Raw genomic sequence first — 23,555 nt, 5'->3', positions numbered from 1 at the left:
TCAGGTTGCAAGCCGAGGAGCGTGTTCAGCCCTCATTGTGGTTTTCGTGGAAGCCGGCGCTGCCCTTGCGCCAATAGCCGGCGGCCTTGATCCAGGCGCGGTTGTGGCCGTGCTCATCGACGAGTTGCTTGCGCAAGAGCTTGACCGTCTCGTTTTCGCCGGCGATCCAGATATAGCCATCGCCATCCGGCAGCGTCACCGCCTTGATGGCGTCGAGCAAATAGCCGGGATTGCCGGCGTCGGCCAGCGGGCGATGGAGCCAGTTCGTTTCGAGCATGGTCGTCGTGCAGAAGGCCTGCTCTTCCTCTCGGCCCGCAACGGTCGCCACGACGATGGTCTTGACGCCCTCGCGCAATTCCTCCAGCCGGCGGCCGATGGCGGGGAGCGCCGTTTCGTCGCCGATCAGCAGGTACCAGTCGAAATCATCGGTGACGACGAAGGAACCGCGCGGGCCGCCGACGCCGAGTACGCTGCCGGGCTTGGCGGCGGACGCCCATTCGGTGGCGGGGCCGGCCTCGTGAATGGCGAAATCGACCACCAATTCGCCGCGCGCGGCATCATGACGGCGCGGGGTAAAATCGCGCATCGGGGATGCGACCGTGCCTTCCGGCAAGGCCGGCGCGTCGGGACCGGCCGGCCAGACCGGTGCCGCCTGCCCTGCCAGCGGCAGGCACAGCTTGACGTGATCGTCATAGCCGGCGCTGACGAAGCCGGCGAGATCGTCGCCGGCAAGGGTGATGCGGACCATCTGCGGGGTCAGCCGCTCTGTGGTTTTCACGGCCAGCAGGCGGCGGCGCAGTTCGTGGCGGACGCGCGCGACGGCGTGTCTTTCAGTCATGAATTTTCCTTTCGGCGCGGCCTCAGCCGCGATTGATCTCGTCGACAGCGCGGCGGAGGATGTCCGCCAGCCGTGCCGCCTCTTGCGGCGAACAGCCGCGCTTGTGAAACAGCGCCGACTTGATGGCCTGGCGAGCGATCTCCAGCGCGTCGTAGCCATGCGCCTCCGGATCCTCGCCCTGGTTCTGCCCCCTGCCCTCGAACACGTCGCGCACGGCCTCCATCTTGGCGCCGATGCGACCGAGGCCTTCGATGATGCGATCGGCCTTGGCGCGATCGGCTTCGAGCGCCGCGCGGCCCTCATCAGTGATGCGAAACAGCTTCTTGTTGCCGTCGGCTTCGGCCACCGCATGACCGATCTCGTCGAGATAGGTGAGCGCCGGATAGATCATGCCGGGGCTCGGCACATAGAAGCCGCCGGAGATTTCCTCGATCGTGCGGATCAGCTCGTAGCCATGGGCGGGCTGGCGGGCGAGCAAGGCGAGAATCAGCAATTGCAGATCACCGGACGAGAGCTTTCGGCCGGAGCGGAATCCGCCCGGCGACGCAAAGCCGCCCTCGAACCGGCCACCGCCATGGCGACCATGCGCGTGGCGGTCATGACGGTCATGGGCATGCCGTTCGGGTTCCTTGCAGTGGTGATTGCCGTGATTATGGCCGCGATGGCCCCAGTGACGTCCAAACATGGAATTTTCCCTCATAAGATATAACGATAGATATATCGTAAGATACATTTTATGAAAGGACAAGAGTGGCGGCGGATTTTTCCTGCCAAGCGGTCAGGTCGGCTTTCAAGGGGAAAGTGCCAGCAATTAGAGAAGTCGGCGGATCACCTAATGCGCTGATGGTCCTGATGAGCGGCCCCGACCGGGCAAAGGCCGGCCGCGTTCAGGCTGCGATGATGCAGATAGTGAAGCTCGACGTCGCGGGGCTGGAAAACGGCGGCTGGGGCTGATCAACCCTCCAGATCATCCTTCAGGCGAGCGAGAATCTCGACCGCCTGCGCCGCATAGGGACCGATCCAGCGATCATGGATATCCTTGATCGGCAGCGGATTGAGATGGTTCCAGCGTTCTCGCCCCTCGCGCCGGACGATGATCAGGTCCGCCTCCTCCAGAACCTTGAGGTGCTGCATCACGGTACAACGGTCAAGTGCAGGAAAATGCTGGCACAGTTCCCCTGTCGTCTGCGGCCGGTCCTTCAGCCTGTCCAGCATGGCGCGCCGACTCGACGCGGCCAAGGCCTTGAAGATCCTGTCGTTTTGCTCATCGATTGACATGTTGTATTTTTATAACATAATAGCTCCAGCGACAAGCGCTAAAACAGGAAGAGAGATCATGGAGCTGAAGTTCAGAGTTGCCGGCCGGATCGCCAAGCCGGTTTCGCAGGTGTTCGAGGCGGTCGTCGATCCCGGCCAGTTGTCACGCTATTTCACCACCGGCGGCGCCATGGGGCGGCTGGAAACCGGCGCCACCGTGACCTGGGATTTCCACGATTTTCCTGGCGCCTTCCCGGTGCACGTGGTTGAGGTGGTCAAGGACAAGAAGATCGTGCTGAGATGGGCCGGCAATGAGGGAAGCCCCGAACCGGTCGGCTACGACACGACGGTGACGATGACCTTCGAACCGCTGGATGACGACCGCACGCTCGTCTCGATTAGCGAGGAAGGCTGGCCGACGACGCCGGGCGGGTTGAAGGGCTCCTTCGGGAACTGTGAGGGCTGGACGGGCGCGCTGTGCGCCATGAAGGCCTGGTTGGAGCACGGCCTGAACCTGCGCGAAGGATTTTACAAATAGAGAATTGGAAGGCGTGGCGGCTCAGTTTTTCGGAAAGCGCCGCGCCTGCCACTGGCTTTTCGGCACCGCACTGCCGACCGCGTAGCTGAACGCCGTGATGCCATCGGCGTCAGCATTGACCGTGCATTTGAAATCGACGTCGATCCAGCCGCCGGCGGTCTTGTAGGCGGCGCCGTTGGCGGTCATCACCTCGCCAGAGATCGGCGAACCGTTGCGCGGGTCGAAGAACAGCCCCTGCGGCACGGTGTCCGGCCGGGCGCGGCGAACCTGCTCCAGCGTCTCGATCATGCACATCTGCACGATCCGCCGCTCCTTTGGCAGCTTGCCGAGCGCCTGGCGGACGCGCGGGTCCGCGAGCGTCTTTTCAGAATAGAGCTCCCTCGCCTTCTTCAACTCGGATGGCGGACGATTGGCGCGTGAATCCGACGCTGGATTGTCGGCGGAGGCGCGTTCCTGGACGACCGCCGTCTGGCTGTTGACAGGAATATCCTTCGGCCGCGCCTGCGGTGTCGGGACATTCTCGATCAGCGCCTCCCCCTCGTTCAGCGTGTCGGGCGGATTGACGGATTCGGGCAGTTCGAGTTCAGGTAGCTTGGCGACAGTCCGCGTTTCCACCGGCTTGTCCTGCGGCTTGCTCAGATCCGGCTCGGTTTTCTGCGGCGTCTGTTGCCCGGCCGGCGGCAGGGCGCGCTCAGTGCGGGGCTCGGTATCCGGTTTTTTCTCCGGCTCTGACGGTCGATCGCCGCCCGCCTCCTTGCCGCCTTCCTTGGCGACGGATTCGAAGGCCTGCGGCAGGGCGGGCGCAGCCTCCGCCTTCCTTTCCTCGACCTTCTTCGCGTCCGGCGGCTGCTTGGTGGGCTCCGTCACCGATTGTTCTTCGGGCTTGGCCTCGGGCTTCTGCTCGGCCTTTTCCGGCGGCTTTTCGGCGGGCTTCGCCTCCTCCGCCTTCGGCTGGGGTTCGGGCTTTTCCTGCGGCTTCTTTTCTGGCTCCGGCTTGACTACCGGTTCGACCTTCTTTTCCGGCTCCGGCTTTTTCTCCGGTTCAGGTTTCTTCTCCGGCTCCGGTTTCTTCTCGGGCTCGGGCTTTTTCTCAGGTTCCTGAACCATCTCGACCTTGACCGTTTCTTCCTTTTCCGGTTCCGGCTGGGTCATCGGCCACTGGAACAGAAGGGCGGCGGCAAGCCCGACATGCAGGATCGCGGACGCAAAAAGCCCCGTTCCGAATGATCCCCGCTGCTTTTCGGAATTCTGCTGCATGTCAGGTGAATAGAGCCGGATACTGACCGGATCGTGACCGGCGGCGAGAAGAAGTTCCGGCCCTTCCAGGCAGGCGGCCCTCTCCTAGCATGTGCTTGGAAGCGTTGATAGCGTCCGGCATAGGGTCACGAACTGGATATTGCACATCAACCAATGGAATCCTCACGCGGAGTCAGGACGTTACGGCAATCCGCAACAAACCTGCGACCAAGCGGGTGGGCGTGTATTCACTCACCCGAATCCGTGAAATGATTTTTTACGCGATAAAGTATATTGACGCGTAAAAACTGTGGTGTCAGCGTCCTCGAAACTAGGGCGTGTCGTCAGTTGAGTTGTTTCGGGCTTGAGATTCCCAAATCAACTTTGATGTGATTCATAGCAGACCGGCTATTGGAGGGCTGGTTATGGCACGTCGTTATGGATTGCGGGACGATCAGTGGGATCGGATCAAGGACCTTCTGCCTGGGCGTGAAGGTCATGTTGGGGGTACGGCGGCGGATAATCGCCTGTTCGTGGAAGCGGTGCTTTATCGATACCGCGCCGGGATACCTTGGCGCGATCTTCCCGAGCGGTTCGGAGACTGGAAGAATGTCCACAGGCGGCTTCGGCGATGGTGCGAAAGCGGCGTCTTCGAGCGTATTTTCAAACACTTGGCTGCCGACCACGACAACGAGTACATGATGCTGGATTCTACCATCGTGCGCGCCCACCAGCATAGTGCCGGCGCGCAAAAAGGGGGTGCCAGGCGATCGGTCGATCCCGAGGCGGATTGACGACAAAGATTCATGTGATCGTCGATGCGCTCGGCAATCCGGTGGCGATATCCCTAACTCCGGGCCAAGCATCAGACCTTGCGCAGGCCGAGCCTCTTCTGGAAGCGGTTGATCCCCAAGCCTTCCTTGCGGACAAAGCCTATGACGCCGACGCGCTTATCGACCATCTCAAAGAACGACATATCAACCCGGTGATTCCACCAAAAGCCAATCGCATCAAGCCGAGGTCAACAGACTTCGCGCTTTATTGCGAGCGCAATCTCATTGAGCGTTTCTTCAATAATCTCAAGCAGTTCAGAGCCATTGCAACGCGATACGACAAGCTTGCCAACACTTTTCTCGGAGCCGTTCAGTTCATCGCTGCCTTCATTTCACTCAACTGACGACACGCCCTAATGGAGGGAAAAATGAAATTCACCGACCTTCTACAACGCCGCAGACGGCTATCGATAGCTGGATATAAAACATTAGCAGATGTCGGATTTGATAAAGATGGTTGGATTAGCCCTTACCAAACTATTTCAAACTCGAAAACTGGGGCTGTATTGTTAGCCTATAATTGGCTGGATGCACCTTCCGTAATACAACATAGCAATGTCTTGACCAAACTTGGCTACCTTCCGGGAATCCCCTTCAATCAGGTGATGGATCTTGCATTAAAATATGCCGGCTTATCTCGTCCCGATATCTACGTGACGCAAGCATTTCATCTCCTGCCGACAACACGATCGGAGGGGATACCGCAGCGACATGTGGATCATTCATTTGATCAGGTCACACGCTATGAGGTGGAAAACAGAAACGTAATCGCACTAGGCACTGCCGCAATGGCAGCCTGTCGACGCCATGGCGTGAAAGCAATCGAAGTCTGTCATCCGAGTTCGAGGACAGGTACTTATGAGAACAGGGCAAAGATCATCGGCGAAGCATTGAAAGCTGCGAACCGAGTTTGAGTTGACGTGACCCGTCAACGAACAAATCCGGCCTTAAGGGCCGGATTTGCAAAATTTCGTAGCAAGACAGATCAGCTGTCGAGGAACGAGCGCAGCTTGCGGCTGCGGCTCGGGTGCTTCAGCTTGCGCAGCGCCTTTGCCTCGATCTGGCGGATACGTTCGCGGGTGACCGAGAACTGCTGGCCGACTTCCTCGAGCGTGTGATCGGTGTTCATGCCGATGCCGAAGCGCATGCGCAGGACGCGCTCTTCACGCGGCGTGAGCGAGGCGAGCACGCGGGTCGTCGTTTCGCGCAGGTTCGCCTGGATGGCGGCGTCGATCGGCAGGAGCGCGTTCTTGTCCTCGATGAAATCGCCGAGGTGTGAATCTTCCTCGTCGCCCACGGGGGTTTCGAGCGAGATCGGCTCCTTGGCGATTTTCAGGACCTTGCGGACCTTTTCGAGCGGCATGGCGAGCTTTTCGGCCAGTTCTTCCGGCGTCGGCTCGCGGCCGATCTCGTGCAGCATCTGGCGTGATGTGCGGACGATCTTGTTGATCGTCTCGATCATGTGCACCGGAATACGGATCGTGCGGGCCTGGTCGGCGATCGAGCGGGTGATCGCCTGCCGGATCCACCATGTCGCATAGGTCGAGAACTTGTAGCCACGACGGTACTCGAACTTGTCGACCGCCTTCATCAGGCCGATATTGCCTTCCTGGATGAGATCGAGGAACTGCAGGCCGCGGTTGGTGTACTTCTTGGCGATGGAAATGACGAGGCGAAGGTTCGCTTCGACCATTTCCTTCTTGGCGATGCGGGCTTCACGCTCACCCTTCTGCACCATCGAGACGATACGACGGAATTCGAAGATCGAGATGCCGGTTTCCGTGGCGAGATTCTGGATCTCGCCGCGAATGTTGCGGATCATCGTGCCTTCGTTCTTGGCGAATTCCTTCCAGCCCTTGGCGGCGAGGTTGGCGATCGACTTCATCCAGTTCGGATCGAGTTCGGCCCCGGAATACTGCTCCAGGAAACTATCGCGCTTGACGCCGTAGGATTCGGCAAGCCGCAGCAGCCGGCCTTCGTTCTGCATCAGGCGCTTGGAAATGTCGTAGAGCTGCTCGACAAGACTGTCGACGCGGTTCTGGTTGAGCGACAGCGACTTCACGGCCGTGATCAGCTCGTCCTTCAGTTCCTTGTAGCGACGCTCCTGGGCGGGCGACAGGGTACCGGTCGCAGCCAGGCGGGCTTCCACCTGCTGGTCCTGCAGCTTGCGCAGCTTCTTGTAGGTCTCGGCGATGATGTCGAGCGTTTCCATGACCTGCGGGCGCAGTTCCGCTTCCATGGCGGCGAGGGAAAGGTTCGACTCGTCGTCGTCCTCTTCCTCTTCCTCCGGCGGCAGGCCTTCACCGCCGACATTGGTGATGTCGTCGTCGCCGCCGCGCGGCCTGCGGTTCTTTTCCTTTTCCTCGGCCGCCTTGCGGTCGGCCTCGATCTTTTCCGGGCTCTGGAACTGCGGCGCAGCCTTTGCCTCGGGGCCGGAATAGGTGGTTTCGAGATCGATGATCTCGCGCAGCAGCGTATTGCCTTCGTTGAGTTCGTCACGCCAGATGATGATGGCCTGGAACGTCAACGGGCTCTCACAGAGACCGGCGATCATGGTTTCGCGACCGGCCTCGATGCGCTTGGCGATGGCGATTTCGCCCTCGCGCGACAGGAGCTCGACCGAGCCCATTTCGCGCAGGTACATGCGCACCGGATCGTCGGTACGGTCGGTCGGCTCTTTCTTCTTGGCGGTCGCAAGCGCCGTGCCGCTCGAAGGCGCGAGTTCGCCGCCTTCGCTGTCGCCATCGGAATCGCTGTCTTCTTCCTCGGCGGCAGCGCCACCTTCTTCCGTTTCCTCGTCCTCGACGACATTGATGCCCATGTCGGACAGCATCGCCATCGTGTCTTCGATCTGCTCGGAGGTCACTTCCTCGGAAGGCAGGACGGAGTTCAGCTCGTCCATGGTCACATAGCCGCGTTTCTTGGCGGCCTTGATCATCTTCTTGACAGCGTCATCCGAGAGGTCGAGAAGCGGTCCATCGGGTGCGCCTTCGCGTTCGCCTTCTGCTTCTTCGTTCTCTTTGACTTTGGTTGCCATTTAAATCGTCGCTTTCCTGGACAGCATTCAACGTGTGAGCGGTGCAGACCTTATCCAGGCCCGGGTGCGTCAAACGCTCCCACCGCGAATCATTACCCCTGACGTAAAGGGATGATATTTAATTCCTGATTAACCACGATAGTCACCGCGGTTCCAAGGCCGGCTGCGACAGCAGCGCCATTTGGACATCATTCTCATGATGGTCGTATCGGCCGTACCCATTTCACCTTCTGTATTAGAAATGGTGATTCCCACAATTTTCGGTCCCGTCAAGCATTTCCGACGAAAAACTGTTCAAATCGGCAAAAAAGGCTGAATCAAGCCATTGGCTTAAAAAGATTCAGTTCCCATGCCGGAAATGTAGGAACTGCCCGCCAAAAGACAAGGGCTGCACGATTTCGAGACTGCCGTCGGGCGGAAAAGCGAACTCTCACGTGCCGATAGCCAAGGCGCTGCCTCAGAACTGCTTGCCATCGACCTTGATCACGACAAGCGAATCCAGATCCACGTCCGGCAGGCAACGGACATTGATCGCCGCGATTGGGCCGTCCATTCCGTCCCCCTCGCCATAGGGCGCGATGCCGCAGACGGCGCAGAAATGGTGCAGGATGACATGCTTATGGAACTGATAGGTGGAGATAGCTGATTCCGGCGTGCGCAGCGTCACAATTTCGCTCGGCACGAAAGCGGTCAGCCCGCCGCGCCGGCGGCACATCGAGCAATTGCAGTCTATCACTTCGGTGATCTCGCCATCGACCTCGAAGACAATACCACCGCAATGACAGCTACCGATATAGGCCATCAGCGCCCTCCCCAAGCGTTTCGTTCACAACAGATGACACAGCTATGGGGGAATTCAAGCGCTTACCAGTCCATCACCACCTTGCCGGAATTGCCGGACCGCATCGCCTCGAAACCATCGCGGAAATCGTCGATGCCGATCCGGTGGGTGATGATCGGGGAAAGGTCGAGGCCGCCTTGCACGAAGGCGATCATCTTGTACCAGGTCTCGAACATTTCGCGGCCATAGATGCCCTTGAGATTGAGCATCTTGAAGATAACCTTGTTCCAGTCGATCTCGAAGCCGGTCGGCGCGATGCCGAGAATGGCGATCTTGCCGCCATTGTTCATCTTGTCGATCATGTCGCGGAATGCCGGTGCCGCACCCGACATTTCCAGCCCGACATCGAAGCCCTCGGTCATGCCGATGCGCTTCATCACGTCGGAAAGGTTCTCCTTCGAAGCATCGACGACATAATCGATGCCCATCTTCTCGGCAAGCGCCAGACGCACCGGATTGATATCGGTGATGACGACCTTGCGGGCGCCGGAGCGCTTGGCGACCATGGCGCCCATGATGCCGATCGGGCCGGCGCCGGTGACCAGCACGTCCTCGCCGACGACATCGAAGGAGAGCGCGGTGTGGACGGCATTGCCGAAGGGGTCGAAGATGGCGGCAACTTCATCCGGCACATCGTCGGGGATGGAGACGACATTGTATTCGGGAATGCAGACATATTCGCCGAACGAGCCCGGGCGATGCACGCCAACACCGAGCGTGTTGCGGCAGAGATGTCCCCTGCCCGCCCGGCAGTTTCGGCACTTGCCACAGACAATATGCCCTTCGCCCGAAACACGCTCGCCGACATGATGCTTGGTGACGGCCGAACCGATCTCGGCGATCTCGCCGACGAATTCATGGCCGACGACCATCGGCACCGGAATGGTCTTCTGCGCCCACTGGTCCCAGTTCCAGATATGCACATCGGTGCCGCAGATGGCGGAATTTTTCACCTTGATCAGCACGTCATTGGGACCGGGCTCCGGCACCGGCACATGCTCCATCCAGAGGCCGACTTCGGCTTTGGATTTGACGAGGGCTTTCATCATGTTTGTCATTTCGTGCTCTCCCTGGATTTCCGCAGAATACCCCTCACCAAGCGCGCCCAAGAACTCGACTGCGTCTCGTTCGGGCTTGCTATCCTCTCCCGCAAGGGGAGAGGTAGGGTGCCACGATCACCGTTCCTCATAGGAGGCAAGATGGTGCGGCAGGTTTTCCTCTCCCCTTGCGGGAGAGGATACGAAGGCCGGGTGAGACGCAGTCGAACCCTTGGCCGAAGTTGGTGAGGGGTAGTCGCCGCTCAAATCACGCCCAGTTCCCTACCCACATCCTCGAACACCGCAATCGCCCGCCGCACATCCGCCTCGCTGTGGGCCGCCGACATCTGGGTGCGGATGCGGGCCTGGCCCTTGGGGACGACGGGGAAGGCGAAGCCGACGACGTAGACGCCTTTTTCCAGCATCCGGGCCGCAAAGGCCTGGGCGAGCGTGGCATCGCCGAGCATGACCGGGATGATCGGATGCCCCTCGCCGGCGAGCGTGAAGCCGAGCTTGCCCATTTCGCTGCGGAACAGCGCGGCGTTGGCTTCAAGGCGCGCGCGCAAGGCATCGCCATTGTCGATCAGGTCGAACACTTTCAGCGAGGCGCTCGCGATGACCGGGGCGAGCGTATTGGAAAACAGATAGGGGCGCGAGCGCTGGCGCAGCCAATCGACGACCTCCGCCTTGCCTGACGTATAACCGCCCGAGGCGCCGCCGAGCGCCTTGCCGAGCGTGCCGGTGATGATATCCACCCTGCCCTCGACACCGCAATATTCCGCCGAGCCGCGGCCATGTTTGCCGACGAAGCCGACGGCGTGGCTGTCATCGACCATGACCATGGCGCCGTATTTCTCGGCAAGGTCGCAGACCCCTTGCAGATTGGCGATGATGCCGTCCATGGAAAAGACGCCATCGGTGGCGATCAGCTTGAAGCGGGCGCCTTCGGCCTTCTTCAACTCCTCCTCCAGCGCCGCCATGTCGTTATTGGCATAGCGGAAGCGTTTTGCCTTGGAGAGGCGGACGCCGTCGATGATCGAGGCATGGTTGAGCGCGTCGGAAATGATCGCGTCCTCCTCGCCAAGCAGCGTCTCGAACAGGCCGCCATTGGCATCGAAGCAGGAGGAATAGAGGATCGTGTCCTCCATGCGCAGGAAGGACGAGATGCGCGCCTCCAACTGCTTGTGCTCTTCCTGGGTGCCGCAGATGAAGCGCACGGACGCCATGCCATAGCCGTAGCGATCGAGCGCCCGCTTGCCGGCTTCGGCCAGTTCCTCGCTGTCGGCAAGGCCGAGATAATTGTTGGCGCAGAAGTTCAGCACCTTTTCGCCCGAGGAAACCTTAATCTCGCCGGCCTGTTTCGAGGTGATGACCCGCTCGGTCTTGTAGAGGCCGGAGGACTTCAGGCCTTCGAGTTCGGTGGTGAGATGCTGGATGAAGGCTGACGTCATGGAGGCCGCTTTCCAAACGAGGGATCGGGTGCGATGAGGACCGGCATAAGACAGACCCGCACAGTCGCGACGGGCAAGCGCCAAGGCCGGTGGATCGGGACATTCACCCTGACGCGATAGGCCGATCGGGCGGATTTGTCCAGATGCGACATGCCGGTTGCGACACGCGCAACCGCGCCGGCGGACTTGACAGGAGCGGTGGCCTCGCTGTCGATGGAGGAAACGGCAGCAACGGATGGCGGCAATGACAATTCTCGACAGGTTTTCCCTCAAGGGCCGGGTGGCGCTGGTGACCGGCGGCGGGCGGGGCCTGGGGCTGGAGATCGCCCGGACGCTGGCTGAGGCCGGTGCCCATGTGGCGATCAACGGGCGCACGGCAGCCACATTGGAGGAGGCCGTGGGCACGATCGTTTCGGCCGGCGGCAGCGCCGAGGCGCTCGTCTTCGACATTACCGAGCGGCCAGCGCAGCGCGAAGCACTTGCCGGCATCCAGCGCCGCCACGGACGGCTGGACGTCCTCGTCAACAATGTCGGCGCCCGCGACCGAAGGCCGCTTGCCGATTTCGACGACGAGGCGATCATCGATCTGATCCGCACCGACCTGATCGCCGCCACGACCTTGTCGCGCGACGCGGCCGCGATCATGAAGCGCGGCGGGCACGGGCGGCTGATTGCGGTGACCTCGATCAACGGCCAGGTGGCGCTGCCGGGCGACGGCGTCTATCCGCTCGCCAAGCAGGGGCTGACCGGGCTGATGCGGGCGATGGCGGTGGAATACGGCCCCTTCGGCATCACCAGCAATGCGATCGCGCCCGGCTGGTTCGCCACCGAGACCAATGCGGCGCTGGCCGCCGACGAGGACCTGATGCCCTTCGTGCGCCAGCGCATCCCGGCACAGCGCTGGGGCCGGCCGGACGAGATCGCCGGTGCGGCGCTGTTCCTGGCCAGCGACGCGGCGTCCTTCGTCAACGGCCATGTGCTGACGGTGGATGGCGGGATGACGGTGCGGATGTGAGGGCGGCTTTGGTGGGCGGGGATGTTGCATAGGAGGCCCCTCATGTGAGGAGATTTCACCCCCCTCTGTCAGCTACGCTGACATCTCCCCCACAAGGGGGGAGATTGGCCGCAGGCTTTGTGCGTCCCTTACTTTGGTTGGAAATGACGGAAAAGAATGATCTCCCCCCCTTGTGGGGGAGATGTCGCGAAGCGACAGAGGGGGGTGAGGCGGCAAATGCGGTGTTCAACGGCCTTCCCCCCTCCTCCGGCCCTTCGGGCCACCTTCTCCCCGAGGGGAGAAGGGAAGATCGGGCTACTCGAACGCCCGCACGACCTTCAGGAAAGCATCACCGTAGCGCTCCAGCTTGGATTGGCCAATGCCGGAAATGTTAAGCAGCGCGTCGCGGGTCTGGGGGCGGTCCTTGGAGAGCGCGATCAGCGTCGTATCCGGGAAGATGACATAGGGCGGCACCGACAGTTCCTTGGCAAGGGAGGCGCGCAACGCTCGCAATTGCTGGAAAAGCTCCTGGTCGCCGCCGGACAATTCGGCTTTCGCGGCCGGCGAGCCGCCCCTGGAATGCCGCGCCGCCTTGCCGGTGGTCGGGCGGTCCTTGCGGAAGCGCACCTCGCGCTCGTGCTTGAAGACGGCGCGGGCGTCCGGTTCCAGCTTCAGCGCGCCAAAAGCCTGGTGATCGACGCTGACGAGGCCGGCGGCGAGCAATTGCCGGTAGACCGACTGCCAGGTTTTCGAAGGGATATCCTTGCCGGCGCCGAAGACCGGCATGTCGGCATGGCCGAAACGGCTGGTCTTTTCGTTCTCATTACCGAGCAGCACGTCGATCAGGTGGCCGGTGCCGAACCGCTCGCCGGTGCGGTAGATGGCGGCGAGCGCCTTGATGGCGGCCTCGGTGCCGTCCCAGGTCTCGACGGGCTTGAGGCAGGTATCGCAATTGCCGCATTGGCCGCCATGGGCCTCGCCGAAATGGGCAAGGATCGCCTGGCGGCGGCAGCCGGGCGTCTCGCAGATGGCGAGAAGCGCATTCAGCTTGGCGCGCTCGACCCGCTTGATCTCGTCGGCCGAGCCACCCTCGTCGATCATCCGGCCGCGCTGGATGACATCGGCCATGCCGTAGGCCATCCAGACCTCGGAGGCCAGGCCATCGCGCCCGGCCCGGCCGGTTTCCTGGTAATAGGCCTCGACCGAACCCGGCAGGTCGAGATGGGCGACATAGCGCACATCCGGCTTGTCGATGCCCATGCCGAAGGCGACAGTGGCGACGAGGCAGAGATCCTCTTCCTTGAGGAACGCATCCTGGTTGGCATCGCGCACCGCCCTGTCCATGCCGGCATGATAGGCGAGCGCGCGCACCCCCTGCCCGTTCAGCCATTCGGCGGTGTCCTCGACCTTGGCGCGTGACAGGCAATAGACGATGCCGCTGGCGCCCTTGTGGCGCGACAGGAAGCGCAGGAGCTGCTGGCGCGGCTGGTCGCGCTCGACGAGCTCATAGGCGATGTTGGGCCGGTCGAACGAGGTGGTAAAGACTTCCGCCGAACGCAGGCCGAGCCTGTCGATGATGTCCTCGCGGGTATGCGGATCGGCGGTGGCCGTCAGCGCGATGCGCGGCACGCCGGGATAGAACTCGCCGAGATGGCCGAGCTCGCGATATTCCGGGCGAAAATCATGGCCCCACTGGGACACGCAATGCGCCTCGTCGATGGCAAACAGCGCGATCCTGGAATTGCCGATCATCTCCTTGAAGGCGGAGGTGACGATGCGCTCGGGCGTCACATAGAGGAGATCGAGGCTGCCATCGGCGACCGCCCGGCGCACGTCGAGAAATTCCTCGCGCGTCAGGGACGAATTGAGCGCGGCGGCGCGCACGCCAAGCTGTTTCAGCGCCTCCACCTGATCGCGCATCAGCGCGATCAGCGGCGAGACGACGATGCCGACGCCATCGCGGCAAAGGGCGGGAATCTGGAAACAGAGCGACTTGCCGGCCCCCGTCGGAAACAGCACGACGGCATCGCCGCCCGACACGACGCGTTCGACCACCTCCGCCTGCTTGCCGCGAAAAGCAGAGTAGCCGTAGACCCTTTTCAGAACCGAAAGTGGATTTTTCGCACCTTCGTTGTCAAACAGGGGATCGATGCGGTCTTGGATCTGCGGCATGGAATCGCTTTCGTGGGGAGAAGGGACTATGGCACGGATGGGGTGGTTGGGGCGACACTTATCGCAACCGCCAGCCTTTTGGGCGGCGGGGTTTAACAAGCCCGTGAACGGGGACAGGTGCGGTTACCACCCGTTATGCGGGCGCTTATGAGAGACAAGCGGCGTGATGATAGCTCGTCTAAGCTATCGCGTTCTAGAGCGGCCCATGCTGTTATGAAGGCGATTCTTGACCTTGCGGCTGGACTTCATAATTTTAGCGTCAGGCATCGAAGAATCGCCAATTTTTTGGTCGCTACTGCCCGGTTCATGGCCGGCTTTATTTGGAGTGTCTGCCGGGTCGTTGGAGGTGCGGCTATCCTGGTTCTGTTGGACGTTCATCTTTTCAAGCTGCTTCGTCCACATTGACTCATGTTTAGACAAAACCTCTTCAAGGACTTTTTGGTTCACGACATCGGGGTCTGTTATCCCCACCAGTTCCGCGCCATCACTCAAGGTAACGAGCGCCCCAACCGCCGCCAAGAATAGCATACCGGCCTTCCTGCCGGTGGAAATATACCGACGAAGAAGATCGCCGAAGCTCGGGTGAACCTTCTGCGCAAGGGCGACGGCGGTTTCAGGCTTTAGTTTGCCGAACAAGGCGCCAGCGCCGATTTCTGACAGTCGCTGCAACATCTCCTTCGTGATGTCTGGCGCCCGGAGGATGCGAACCGTGTCGCGTGCTAGGTCGAAATGCCCTTGGCTCAGCTTCGCATGCTCATTCCCACATACAATACAGGTGTCTTCGTTACGCCAAAGATTGAAGTAGGGGCCGGCCAGATCGTAGTTTTGAGAGGCAAATACGTTACCACATTCGTCGCAATACGAAGGCAGTGCGGGTCCCTTGATGGATGTCCAGCCTATCATGCTACGGCCGCGAGAACTGCTTCTGATTTTTGGGTCAGAGCTAATTTTGGTGCCGGATATTGAAGCTTCGCCTTTTATATCGAAGGGTAAGCTGACACCACGGAACGAGACGTCTTTTGCGATGAGACCTGTAGCCCCCTCGCTACGGATTCCTATGTCACTGCCTGTGATCAAAACGTCCTGTATAACAACGTTGTGCGCCTCCGGCGCGATTGCGATCGCTGTTGTACCTGGTCTAAAGCTTTCCGAATTTGCCATCAAAAACTCCCGGTTCGGACAGCATGTGCAACTCGTCTACGCGAGTCAATTCATTGGTGGAACATTAGTTTGCCAATGGCATCGATGGCATCGTGATCGGGCTGCGGCGGGCGCAAACCCGCGCCCCAGGATCATCTGACGATGCAGCACATCAAACAGCCGCGCTGGTTTTCAGGCAGCTACCGAGTTTGGCGCCCCGCTCACAGCCACCCTCACTTCCCCGCCGGTCCCTTCACCCGTCCCGACAGGACCCCGAACCCATCGATGATGGCTTCCTGGTTTTCCAGCCTTGTCACTTCGAGCTGGACTTCCTGCAGGTTGCGCAGAATCTGGCTGACAGCGTCGTCGTCGCCTTCCTCCGTCGCATAGGCAAGTTCGCTTTCGAGTTCGCGGCGCTGCCAGAGCAGCGCCTTGGTGCGCTGATGCAGCGCCAGCGCCTGGAGATAGCCTTCGCGGGCATCCTCGGGGGCTGCGGCGGTGGTCGCGGTCCAGAGGCGGGCGAAGCGGATCTGTTGGTCGAGCGATTTCAGGAGCGGGTCGAAGCCTTCGGCCTGCAACTGCTCGATCAGGTTTTCGCGCGACAGGCGCGGCCCCTTGGCGGCGGCGGCATTGAGCACGGACGACCAGAAGCGCTGCAGGTCGCGATTGTCGTATTCGATCGCTGAAATCTCGTCATATTCGGCAAACAGCAGATGCGGATGGTTGACGATGGTGAGCGCCAGCACGCTCTCTCGAAGAGGTGGCAGACCCTGATTGCCGCTGACCAGCGAGGAACGGGCCAGCCGGTCTGACACGCCTCCACGCTCGGCCATGCGACCGCCTGCCTGTCCGCCACGGCCGTTCCCCTGCCCGCCGCGATTGTTGCCGTGCTGGTTTCGATCAAAACTACGCTGGTTGTTCTGCTGTCGGGATGCGCCTTGAAAAAACTGGTTGAGCCGATCGCGGATGTCCTGGCCGTAATGACGGCGGACGTTTTCGTCGGCGATGACGGAGACGACCTGCTTCAGCGTCGCTTCCAACTGGGCGCGGGCTTCCGGCGTGTCGAAACCGCCGGCCTGCGCTTCGCGCAGCCAGACCATTTCCGAAAGCGAGCGAGCGGAGGTCATCACCTTGTCGAAGGGTGCGCGGCCTTCGTTGCGGACGAGATCGTCCGGGTCCTTGCCGTCGGGCAGCATGGCGAAGCGGACGGAATAGCCCGGCTTCAGATGCGGCAGCGCCAGATCGACGGCGCGATTGGCGGCGCGAATGCCGGCGCCGTCTCCATCGAAACACAGAACCGGCTGCTGTGTGAGTTTCCACAGCAGCGCCATCTGGTTTTCGGTGAGCGCGGTGCCGAGCGGCGCGACGGCATTCTCGACGCCCGCCTGATGCAGCGCGATGACGTCCATATAACCTTCGACGGCAATGATCGTGCCGGCGCCATCAGCACCGGACATGGCCCTGCGCGCGCGTGAGAAATTGTAGAGCACGTTCCCTTTGTGGAAGAGCTCCGTCTCGTTGGAATTGAGATATTTCGCCGGCGCATCCGGCGACATGGCGCGGCCGCCGAAGGCGATGACCTTTTCGCGCGACGACAAGATCGGGAACATGATGCGATCGCGAAAACGGTCATAGGAGACGGGAATGTCCGGCCCGTGGACGACGAGGCCGCAGGCTTCGATCTGGTCCTTGGCGATGCCCTTGCCGGCCAAAAACTCCTTCAGCGCATTGCGGCTGTCCGGCGCATAGCCGAGGCGGAAGGTCTCGATCGTGCGGCCGGTCAGGCCCCGGTCGCGCAGATAGGCGCGTGCTTTGGCGCCATTTGCCGTCTGCAATTGGCTTTCGAAGAACTGCGTCGCCACTTCCATGACGTCCTGCAGGCCGATGCGTTGCCGGTCGCGTTTTTCGGCCTCAACGTCGGGCTGTGGCATGGCGACGCCGGCGAGATCGGCGATCTGCTGCACGGCTTCGGGAAAGGCCATGCCATCGAGATCGGTGAGGAAACGGAAATGATCGCCGGACACGCCGCAACCGAAGCAATGGTAGCGGCCCTTGCGGTCCTCGCAATGAAAGCTCGGCGACTTCTCGCCATGGAACGGACAGCAGGCCCAATAGTCGCCGCGCGAGGCATTGGTCTTCTTGCGATCCCAGGTGACGCGCCGGCCGATCACGTCCGAAATCGGAACGCGGTCGCGGATCTCGTCAAGAAAGGAATTGGAAAAGCGCATGAATACCTCTGATCTGCCCTCCATATAGGCGGCAATCGCGGGCCGCGCCAGCAAGGGTACGGATCATACGCGATATTCACAGCTTGACGGACGCTGCACGCGTATATACATTTCGTAATGTTATCGTTGGGCCTGATAATGCCGACAGGATATTGCAATGTCAGACCCGAAACCGTTGGTGTCTTTTGAGTGGAATGACCAAAAACGCATCAACAACATCAACAAGCACGGCATAGACTTCGAAGACGCTCTTCTTGCGCTGCAAGAACCACGCGTGGAATTTCAGCCCATCAGAAACGGAGAAGTCCGGACGCTCGCGATTTGCCCAGATACCAACCGCATCATCTCAGTCGTTTATTCGATGCGAGGAGAAATCTGCAGGATCATCTCCGCCCGCCCGGCACACAAGAATGAGCAAAGAATCTATCACCAGAATTTCGCTCAATGAAATCCTCGCAAAACGTGCCCGCGGCGAAAAGAGCCTGACCGACTGGGCGCGTGTCGATGCCATGACGGAAGAGGACATCACGGCCGCCATGCGGGACGATCCCGACTGGGCGGAATTCATGGATGTCGACTGGTCGAAGGCGACGATCGTCTATCCCACACCGAAGAAGGCTGTCTCGATCCGGCTTGACGAGGATGTGATCGATTTCTTCAGGAAAAGCGGGAAAGGTTATCAAACCCGAATGAACGCGGTTCTGCGTCATTTCATGACCGAACAGAAAAGCCGGATCAAAGGATAGGTATTTTTCGCGCGGATACAGATGGCCGAAAAGGTGCGAACATGACATATTTCTTGAATAAAATGTTGATGATAAACGTGTAGAAGGGCAATGAAGTGTTCATAGCCTTTTCGGATTCCCGCGATGATGTTCTCTGCGAACGAGCTTGCTTCCAACACCATGTTCTTCGACGCCATGCGGGTCTATGCGCGGCAGATGACCGCCATGTTCGCCGAGAGCCCACGAATGGCTTCGGTCTTTGCCTCGCAGCAGCGCTGGCTGATGGCGCAGCTTGGACTTTCCTTGCACTACGGCCGCGACCCCGCCGATCCCTCCACTTCCTTCTATGCCGGCCGCTTTGTTGCCCGGGCCATGGATTACCGGATCGCCAGCCGCAACACGGCGGCGGCCTTCGTGCAGGAAATGATGGCCTATCGATTCCTGCGCGCCAGCGACAATCCGCCCGACAATCGCATGCGGCCGCTGGAGCCGACAGAGATTGCGGTGCAGACGGTGGTCAAATGGCTTTACGCCCATCTCGCCATCCTCGACACGCTGGATGGCGGCAACCGCGCCATCTGCCTGACCGAAAATCCAGCTCTGTTCACAAGGCTTCAACCGATCATCGCCGTCGGCATCCTGGAGAACCACGGCGTCCGCTATCCCGGCGAGACGTTCAACCTGTTTACCTGGGCGAATTCCGGCGGCGTCGTGATGGATTACTTCATCTCGATGATCACGCAGTTTGACTCGGACGCGCCGCGCACGCTGATCGGCCCGATCTCGTCGGCGGACGTCTGCCAATCCTACATGATTTCCAAGACGCATCTGAAACGGCTGATGAGCAAGGCTGGCGACATGGGCAGCGTCGCCTTCGAGACGATCGACCGCCGGAACATGCTGTGGCTGTCGCAGGCATTCATCCAGGAATACTGGAACTATCAGGCGGAAAAATTCGCGATCATCGACGCGGCCTTCCATCGGGAGACCGCGTCGGAATTGCCAATCAGGCAGCTGTCAGCAGTTCCTTGAGGACGGACGAGGCCTTGGCGAAGTCCATCTGCCCGGCATAACGCTCCTTCAGCAATGCCATCACCTTGCCCATGTCCTTGGGGCCGCTGGCGCCGGCTTCCGCGATCGCGGCGGCAATGTTCGCGCGCACATCGGTTTCGCTCAACTGTGCCGGCATGAAGGCCTTGACCACGGCGATCTCGGCGCGCTCCTTGGCGGCAAGCTCCGGACGGGCATTGTCCTCGTAGATCTTCGCCGATTCCTCGCGCTGCTTGACCATCTTGGCGAGGATCTGCAGGATTTCGTCGTCACTGGCCTCGCCCTTGCCGGCGCCGCGATTGGCGATATCACGGGTCTTGATCTCGGCCTGCACAAGGCGAACGGTGGAAAGCCGGGCCGCATCCTTCGATCTCATTGCATCCTTGAGGGCGGCAGCGAGTTGATCGCGCATCATTGTCCTTACTCCTGTTTGATGGCGCTTCATAAACCAGCCGCCCGACGGGGAGCAAATGAATTGCGCAAAAACCGCGGTAAAAGGCCGATCCATGCGCCTTCAAGATTGACCTTCCCCCAAGCTGCGGTTAATGACCGTCACCTGCACCAACATCGTGACCAGGCCTGACAGCGCGCGCCCATCGCCCGCATCTGCCCGCCTGCGAACCATAACGGCCAGGCGGCGTTCGCACGAACGTCCGCCAAGCGCCGCCTGAACGGGATGAAGACAATGACCGCGACAGCCCCCTGGACATCAGCCAAACCAACCGCCCTGCTCGTTCTTGCCGACGGCACCGTCATCGAGGGCAAGGGCATTGGCGCCACCGGAAAGGTGCAGGCCGAAGTGGTCTTCAACACGGCGCTGACCGGCTACGAGGAGATCATGACCGATCCCTCCTATCTCGGCCAGATCGTCACCTTCACCTTCCCGCATATCGGCAATATCGGCGCCAATGACGAAGACATCGAGGACCTGACGCCGGCGGCACGCCACGGCGCGGTCGGCGTCATCTTCAAGGCCGATATCACCGACCCGTCGAGCTACCGCGCCGCCAAGCATCTCGATGCCTGGCTGAAGGCGCGCGGCGTCATCGGCCTCTGCGGCATCGACACGCGGGCGTTGACCGCCTGGATCCGCGAAAACGGCGCGCCGAACGCGGTGATCGCCCATGATCCGAACGGCGTCTTCGACATCGAGGCGCTGAAGGCCGAAGCCAAAGCCTGGAGTGGCCTCGAAGGGCTCGACCTCGCCAAGGTCGCCTCCTCCGGCCAGTCCTCGCGCTGGACCGAGAAGCCCTGGGTCTGGAACGAAGGTTTCGACGAACTGACTGAGGCCGACACGACGCATCATGTTGTCGCGCTCGACTACGGCGTCAAGCGCAACATCCTGCGCCTGTTCACCGGGCTGGGCTGCAAGGTCACGGTCATGCCGGCCACAACCTCGGCGGAAGAGGTTCTTGCCCAGAAGCCCGACGGCATCTTCCTGTCGAACGGCCCGGGCGACCCGGCGGCAACCGGCGAATATGCGGTTCCGGTCATCCAGGACCTGATCAAGAGCGACATCCCGTTGTTCGGGATCTGCCTCGGCCACCAGATGCTCGGCCTGGCGCTGGGCGCCAAGACCGAAAAGATGCATCAGGGCCACCACGGCGCCAACCATCCGGTGAAGGACCACACGACCGGCAAGGTCGAGATCGTCTCGATGAACCACGGCTTCGCGGTGGATTCGAAGTCCCTGCCGGAAGGCGTTGAAGAGACTCACGTTTCCCTGTTCGACGGCACCAATTGCGGCCTGCGCGTGACCGGCAAGCCCGTCTTCTCCGTCCAGCACCATCCGGAAGCCTCACCCGGCCCGCAGGACAGCCACTATCTCTTCCGCCGCTTCATCAATCTGGTACGCGAGAAGAAGGGCGAACCGGCTCTGGCGGAACGGTGAGATTTCACGATAGGAATGGCAGAAAGCCCTGGCCATCCAGTTGGATAGGCCGGGGTTCTCGAGTTGACGATCTCTGCAAAAATTCTCACGGTTTTTCGCTTGGATTAATGCGGGAACTTCCGGTTTCAATCAACCGAATGTTGATTTTCTAATCGGGTTGTATTATCTATTGTATTGAGGCGAGGGCGCTGGACCTTAATAGTTACCCAGGATCGTCTCCCAAATAGCTCATCCTTGCGGTGGGCTTTTTGCGTATATGGGCTTATTGTCATCGCCTTTGGGAATGACGGAAAAAAGCTCTGCCTTTGGCTTTCTCGCGGTCATTTCAAATACCGCTCTATCATGTACCTTATTTCCATAGCCGTCGGATCTCGCGTCCGGATTTTGAATGCACGTCATCCTGGGTGAAATGATGGGAATAGAGTCTGGACTGAGTGCGGATGATATCTGCATGACGATATCTGAAATCAAATAGCCGTCTCTCGATCTGCTTGAGTAGATATGCCTCCCAACAAAAAGCACTTCGTTATTTTCGAGAGGGTGTAGGCCGATACCGTGTCGCAGCCTGTTTATCTCGACGAATTGCGCCTCGGTAAAATTGCCAATGGCGCACATCTGAACGCGCTGCCCCTGCTCAATCTGCTTGAGCATTTCGCAAATTCTTTCCTCGGCACCATCAAACAGCGGCAAATAAGCGATCCCGTTTGCATTTTGATACAACGGAACAACCTCAAGTTTCCATAAATCCGATCAAGAAATCGATTTTTTACTGCATAAGTGTTACAGCCCGGCACACCAGCGGCAGCGCCCCTCCCCGGAGCGCCACGCTTATACCGGCAAAGCCAGTTGCTTCCTCTCCCGCGACAGGAAGCGGAAGAAGCGCCAGGTAAGCGAGATGCTGGCGGCGGCAAGGCCGAGCACGAAGCCGTACCAAACGCCGATACCACCCAGACCAGCGTGGAAGGCGAGCACATAGGCCGCGACGAAGCCAATGGCCCAATAGGAAACGAGCGCCAAGATCATCGGCACGGTCGTATCCTTCAGCCCGCGCAACATGCCGGCAGCGAGCGCCTGCACGCCATCGACCAGCTGGAAGGCGCCGGCTATGACGATCAGCGGGCCGGCATAGGCGAGAACCTGCGCCGCATCCGGACGCCGCGTATCGAGATAGAGCGCCGCCAGCTCATGAGAAAACAGCGCGAAGATGGCGCTACCGACAAGCGCAAACCCGCAACCGATGACGAGGACCGCAATTGCCGCCCGCTTGATGCCCTCCGCATCGCGACGCCCATGGGCGAGACCGATCCGGACGGTTGCGACCTGCGCCAGACCGAGCGGCACCATGAAGGCGATGGAGGCGAACTGCAACGCGATGCCATGGGCAGCCAGTTCGACGGTGCCGATCATGCCCATCAACAGAGAGGCCACCGTGAACAGGCTGACTTCGGCAAGGATGGTGATGGCGATCGGCAGGCCGAGCTTGACCACATCTTTCAGCACCGGCCAGTCCGGTCGCCAGAAGCGCACGAAGATTTCGTAATCCCGGGTCTTCGGCTGGGCCTGGATATAGGCGTAGAGCAGCACGAAGCTCAGCGCATTGACGACAAGCGCGGAAATCGCCGCACCGACGATGCCCAGCGCCGGAGCACCGAAATGGCCGTAGATGAAGATATAGCAAAGCAATGCGTTGGTGAGCAGCACAATGATCGTGACGTAGAGAATGACGCCGGCACGCTCCAGCGAACTCAGGAATCCGCGCAGCACCATGAACAGCAGCGCCGGGAACATGCCCCACATGGCGACCTGCAGATAGTGTCCGGCGAGCTCAGCCACTTCTGGCTGCTGCCCCATGAGCCCCAAGATCGGTTCGGCATGCCACAGCAACGGCATCGTCAGGACGCCGTAGCCGAGCACAGCCCACATGCCCATCCGCACGGCGCGGCGAACAGCGACACGATCTCCCCTTCCCTCTGCCTGCGCGACGATCGGCACGACGGCATTGGCAAAGCCGGAGCCGAAGATGAACACGGTGAAGAACATCTGTGCCGCCAGCACCATGGCGGCAAGCTCGGTCGTGCCGAGACGGCCAACCATGAGCACGTCGGTGGCGTGGATGGCGAACTGCGCCAGTTGCGCGCCGACGAAGGGCACGCCCAGCAAGATGCTTGCGCGGTAATGGGCAGGCCAGGAATTATCGGTGCGAACGGCCGCCTGATTTGGGGTCGATGTCAGCATGATGAAATGGAGCCTTTGGCTTCGTCGCAGCCAGTATGGGCCGCACGACGGA

The 23,555-nt window shown here is 60.6% G+C and carries 22 protein-coding genes and 1 pseudogene; 9 read left to right on the top strand and 14 right to left on the bottom strand.

Going from position 1 to position 23,555, the window contains the following annotated elements; all coding sequences use genetic code 11:
* Window positions 1-25: 25 nt before the first annotated feature.
* Both ACST81_RS09895 and ACST81_RS09890 read right to left on the bottom strand, forming a co-directional pair.
* Window positions 26-838 carry a siderophore-interacting protein gene (locus ACST81_RS09895; RefSeq protein WP_438752863.1) on the bottom strand — a complete coding sequence of 271 codons (813 nt, stop codon included), beginning with the start codon at window positions 836-838 and terminating at the stop codon, window positions 26-28.
* 22 nt (window positions 839-860) lie between these two features.
* Window positions 861-1,523, bottom strand: coding sequence for a PadR family transcriptional regulator (locus ACST81_RS09890; protein ID WP_438752860.1), 663 nt, complete (start codon window positions 1,521-1,523; stop codon window positions 861-863).
* A gap of 116 nt (window positions 1,524-1,639) precedes the next feature.
* Here ACST81_RS09890 and ACST81_RS09885 point away from each other — a divergent pair, with 116 nt between their 5' ends.
* Window positions 1,640-1,792: a hypothetical protein gene (locus ACST81_RS09885; RefSeq protein ID WP_438752858.1), complete on the top strand. Its 153-nt coding sequence runs from the start codon at window positions 1,640-1,642 to the stop codon at window positions 1,790-1,792.
* Here ACST81_RS09885 and ACST81_RS09880 read toward each other — a convergent pair whose 3' ends face one another.
* Entirely contained in the window at window positions 1,793-2,116 is a 324-nt protein-coding gene (locus ACST81_RS09880) for an ArsR/SmtB family transcription factor (RefSeq protein ID WP_438752857.1), read from the bottom strand.
* 58 nt (window positions 2,117-2,174) lie between these two features.
* Between ACST81_RS09880 and ACST81_RS09875 the strand changes: the two genes are divergently transcribed.
* Complete coding sequence (locus ACST81_RS09875; protein WP_438752855.1) at window positions 2,175-2,633, top strand: SRPBCC family protein; 459 nt, start codon at window positions 2,175-2,177, stop codon at window positions 2,631-2,633.
* Window positions 2,634-2,654: 21 nt separating this feature from the next.
* Here the strand turns inward: ACST81_RS09875 and ACST81_RS09870 are convergent, their stop codons facing one another.
* The gene (locus tag ACST81_RS09870; RefSeq protein ID WP_438752853.1) at window positions 2,655-3,890 is read right to left on the bottom strand and encodes a DUF930 domain-containing protein; all 1,236 of its coding nucleotides are present in this window, start codon (window positions 3,888-3,890) and stop codon (window positions 2,655-2,657) included.
* Window positions 3,891-4,294: 404 nt separating this feature from the next.
* Between ACST81_RS09870 and ACST81_RS09865 the strand changes: the two are divergent.
* Window positions 4,295-5,046: pseudogene (locus tag ACST81_RS09865) on the top strand (IS5 family transposase).
* Between the two features lie 24 nt (window positions 5,047-5,070).
* Entirely contained in the window at window positions 5,071-5,616 is a 546-nt protein-coding gene (locus tag ACST81_RS09860; protein ID WP_438752852.1) for a hypothetical protein, read from the top strand.
* Window positions 5,617-5,687: 71 nt separating this feature from the next.
* Here ACST81_RS09860 and rpoD read toward each other — a convergent pair whose 3' ends face one another.
* The 4 genes from rpoD to ACST81_RS09840 all read right to left on the bottom strand — a co-directional run bounded on the left by rpoD (window position 5,688) and on the right by ACST81_RS09840 (window position 11,068).
* The gene (rpoD, locus tag ACST81_RS09855; protein WP_438752849.1) at window positions 5,688-7,739 is read right to left on the bottom strand and encodes an RNA polymerase sigma factor RpoD; all 2,052 of its coding nucleotides are present in this window, start codon (window positions 7,737-7,739) and stop codon (window positions 5,688-5,690) included.
* Between the two features lie 457 nt (window positions 7,740-8,196).
* On the bottom strand, window positions 8,197-8,541 hold the full coding sequence (locus ACST81_RS09850) for a GFA family protein (protein WP_438752848.1): 345 nt from the start codon (window positions 8,539-8,541) through the stop codon (window positions 8,197-8,199).
* A 62-nt stretch (window positions 8,542-8,603) separates the two neighbouring features.
* Window positions 8,604-9,638, bottom strand: a complete 1,035-nt coding sequence (gene tdh / locus ACST81_RS09845; protein WP_438752846.1) for an L-threonine 3-dehydrogenase — start codon at window positions 9,636-9,638, stop codon at window positions 8,604-8,606.
* A 242-nt stretch (window positions 9,639-9,880) separates the two neighbouring features.
* Window positions 9,881-11,068, bottom strand: a complete 1,188-nt coding sequence (locus ACST81_RS09840) for a glycine C-acetyltransferase (RefSeq protein ID WP_438752844.1) — start codon at window positions 11,066-11,068, stop codon at window positions 9,881-9,883.
* Window positions 11,069-11,312: 244 nt separating this feature from the next.
* Between ACST81_RS09840 and ACST81_RS09835 the strand changes: the two genes are divergently transcribed.
* A complete protein-coding gene (locus tag ACST81_RS09835; RefSeq protein ID WP_438752841.1) occupies window positions 11,313-12,083 on the top strand; it encodes an SDR family oxidoreductase in 771 nt (256 codons plus the stop codon).
* A gap of 294 nt (window positions 12,084-12,377) precedes the next feature.
* Here ACST81_RS09835 and recQ read toward each other — a convergent pair whose 3' ends face one another.
* From recQ to dnaG, 3 genes are all read right to left on the bottom strand, one after another.
* Complete coding sequence (gene recQ / locus ACST81_RS09830) at window positions 12,378-14,234, bottom strand: DNA helicase RecQ (RefSeq protein ID WP_438752839.1); 1,857 nt, start codon at window positions 14,232-14,234, stop codon at window positions 12,378-12,380.
* A gap of 183 nt (window positions 14,235-14,417) precedes the next feature.
* The gene (locus ACST81_RS09825; protein WP_438752837.1) at window positions 14,418-15,395 is read right to left on the bottom strand and encodes a hypothetical protein; all 978 of its coding nucleotides are present in this window, start codon (window positions 15,393-15,395) and stop codon (window positions 14,418-14,420) included.
* A gap of 212 nt (window positions 15,396-15,607) precedes the next feature.
* Complete coding sequence (dnaG, locus tag ACST81_RS09820; protein ID WP_438752834.1) at window positions 15,608-17,602, bottom strand: DNA primase; 1,995 nt, start codon at window positions 17,600-17,602, stop codon at window positions 15,608-15,610.
* Window positions 17,603-17,759: 157 nt separating this feature from the next.
* Between dnaG and ACST81_RS09815 the strand changes: the two genes are divergently transcribed.
* The 3 genes from ACST81_RS09815 to ACST81_RS09805 all read left to right on the top strand — a co-directional run bounded on the left by ACST81_RS09815 (window position 17,760) and on the right by ACST81_RS09805 (window position 19,359).
* Entirely contained in the window at window positions 17,760-18,050 is a 291-nt protein-coding gene (locus ACST81_RS09815) for a BrnT family toxin (protein WP_438752831.1), read from the top strand.
* Window positions 18,013-18,348 carry a BrnA antitoxin family protein gene (locus tag ACST81_RS09810; RefSeq protein ID WP_438752828.1) on the top strand — a complete coding sequence of 112 codons (336 nt, stop codon included), beginning with the start codon at window positions 18,013-18,015 and terminating at the stop codon, window positions 18,346-18,348. The genes ACST81_RS09815 and ACST81_RS09810 overlap by 38 nt, the downstream gene beginning before the upstream one ends.
* Before the next feature lie 123 nt (window positions 18,349-18,471).
* Window positions 18,472-19,359, top strand: coding sequence for a hypothetical protein (locus tag ACST81_RS09805; protein ID WP_438752825.1), 888 nt, complete (start codon window positions 18,472-18,474; stop codon window positions 19,357-19,359).
* Here ACST81_RS09805 and ACST81_RS09800 read toward each other — a convergent pair.
* A complete protein-coding gene (locus ACST81_RS09800; protein ID WP_438752823.1) occupies window positions 19,334-19,792 on the bottom strand; it encodes a GatB/YqeY domain-containing protein in 459 nt (152 codons plus the stop codon). The two genes, ACST81_RS09805 and ACST81_RS09800, sit on opposite strands and share 26 nt — an antisense overlap.
* Window positions 19,793-20,062: 270 nt before the next feature.
* On the opposite strand from ACST81_RS09800, the gene carA reads away from it, so the two are divergent.
* Window positions 20,063-21,268, top strand: coding sequence for a glutamine-hydrolyzing carbamoyl-phosphate synthase small subunit (gene carA, locus ACST81_RS09795; RefSeq protein WP_438752821.1), 1,206 nt, complete (start codon window positions 20,063-20,065; stop codon window positions 21,266-21,268).
* A gap of 228 nt (window positions 21,269-21,496) precedes the next feature.
* Here the strand turns inward: carA and ACST81_RS09790 are convergent, their stop codons facing one another.
* Window positions 21,497-21,988 carry a hypothetical protein gene (locus tag ACST81_RS09790; protein ID WP_438752819.1) on the bottom strand — a complete coding sequence of 164 codons (492 nt, stop codon included), beginning with the start codon at window positions 21,986-21,988 and terminating at the stop codon, window positions 21,497-21,499.
* Between the two features lie 108 nt (window positions 21,989-22,096).
* Window positions 22,097-23,503, bottom strand: coding sequence for an MATE family efflux transporter (locus ACST81_RS09785; protein WP_438752816.1), 1,407 nt, complete (start codon window positions 23,501-23,503; stop codon window positions 22,097-22,099).
* Window positions 23,504-23,555 lie beyond the last annotated feature (52 nt).

The organism is Pararhizobium sp. O133 (assembly GCF_051669845.1).
Taxonomy (GTDB): domain Bacteria; phylum Pseudomonadota; class Alphaproteobacteria; order Rhizobiales; family Rhizobiaceae; genus Pararhizobium.
This window is presented reverse-complemented; position numbering and strand designations above follow the sequence as displayed.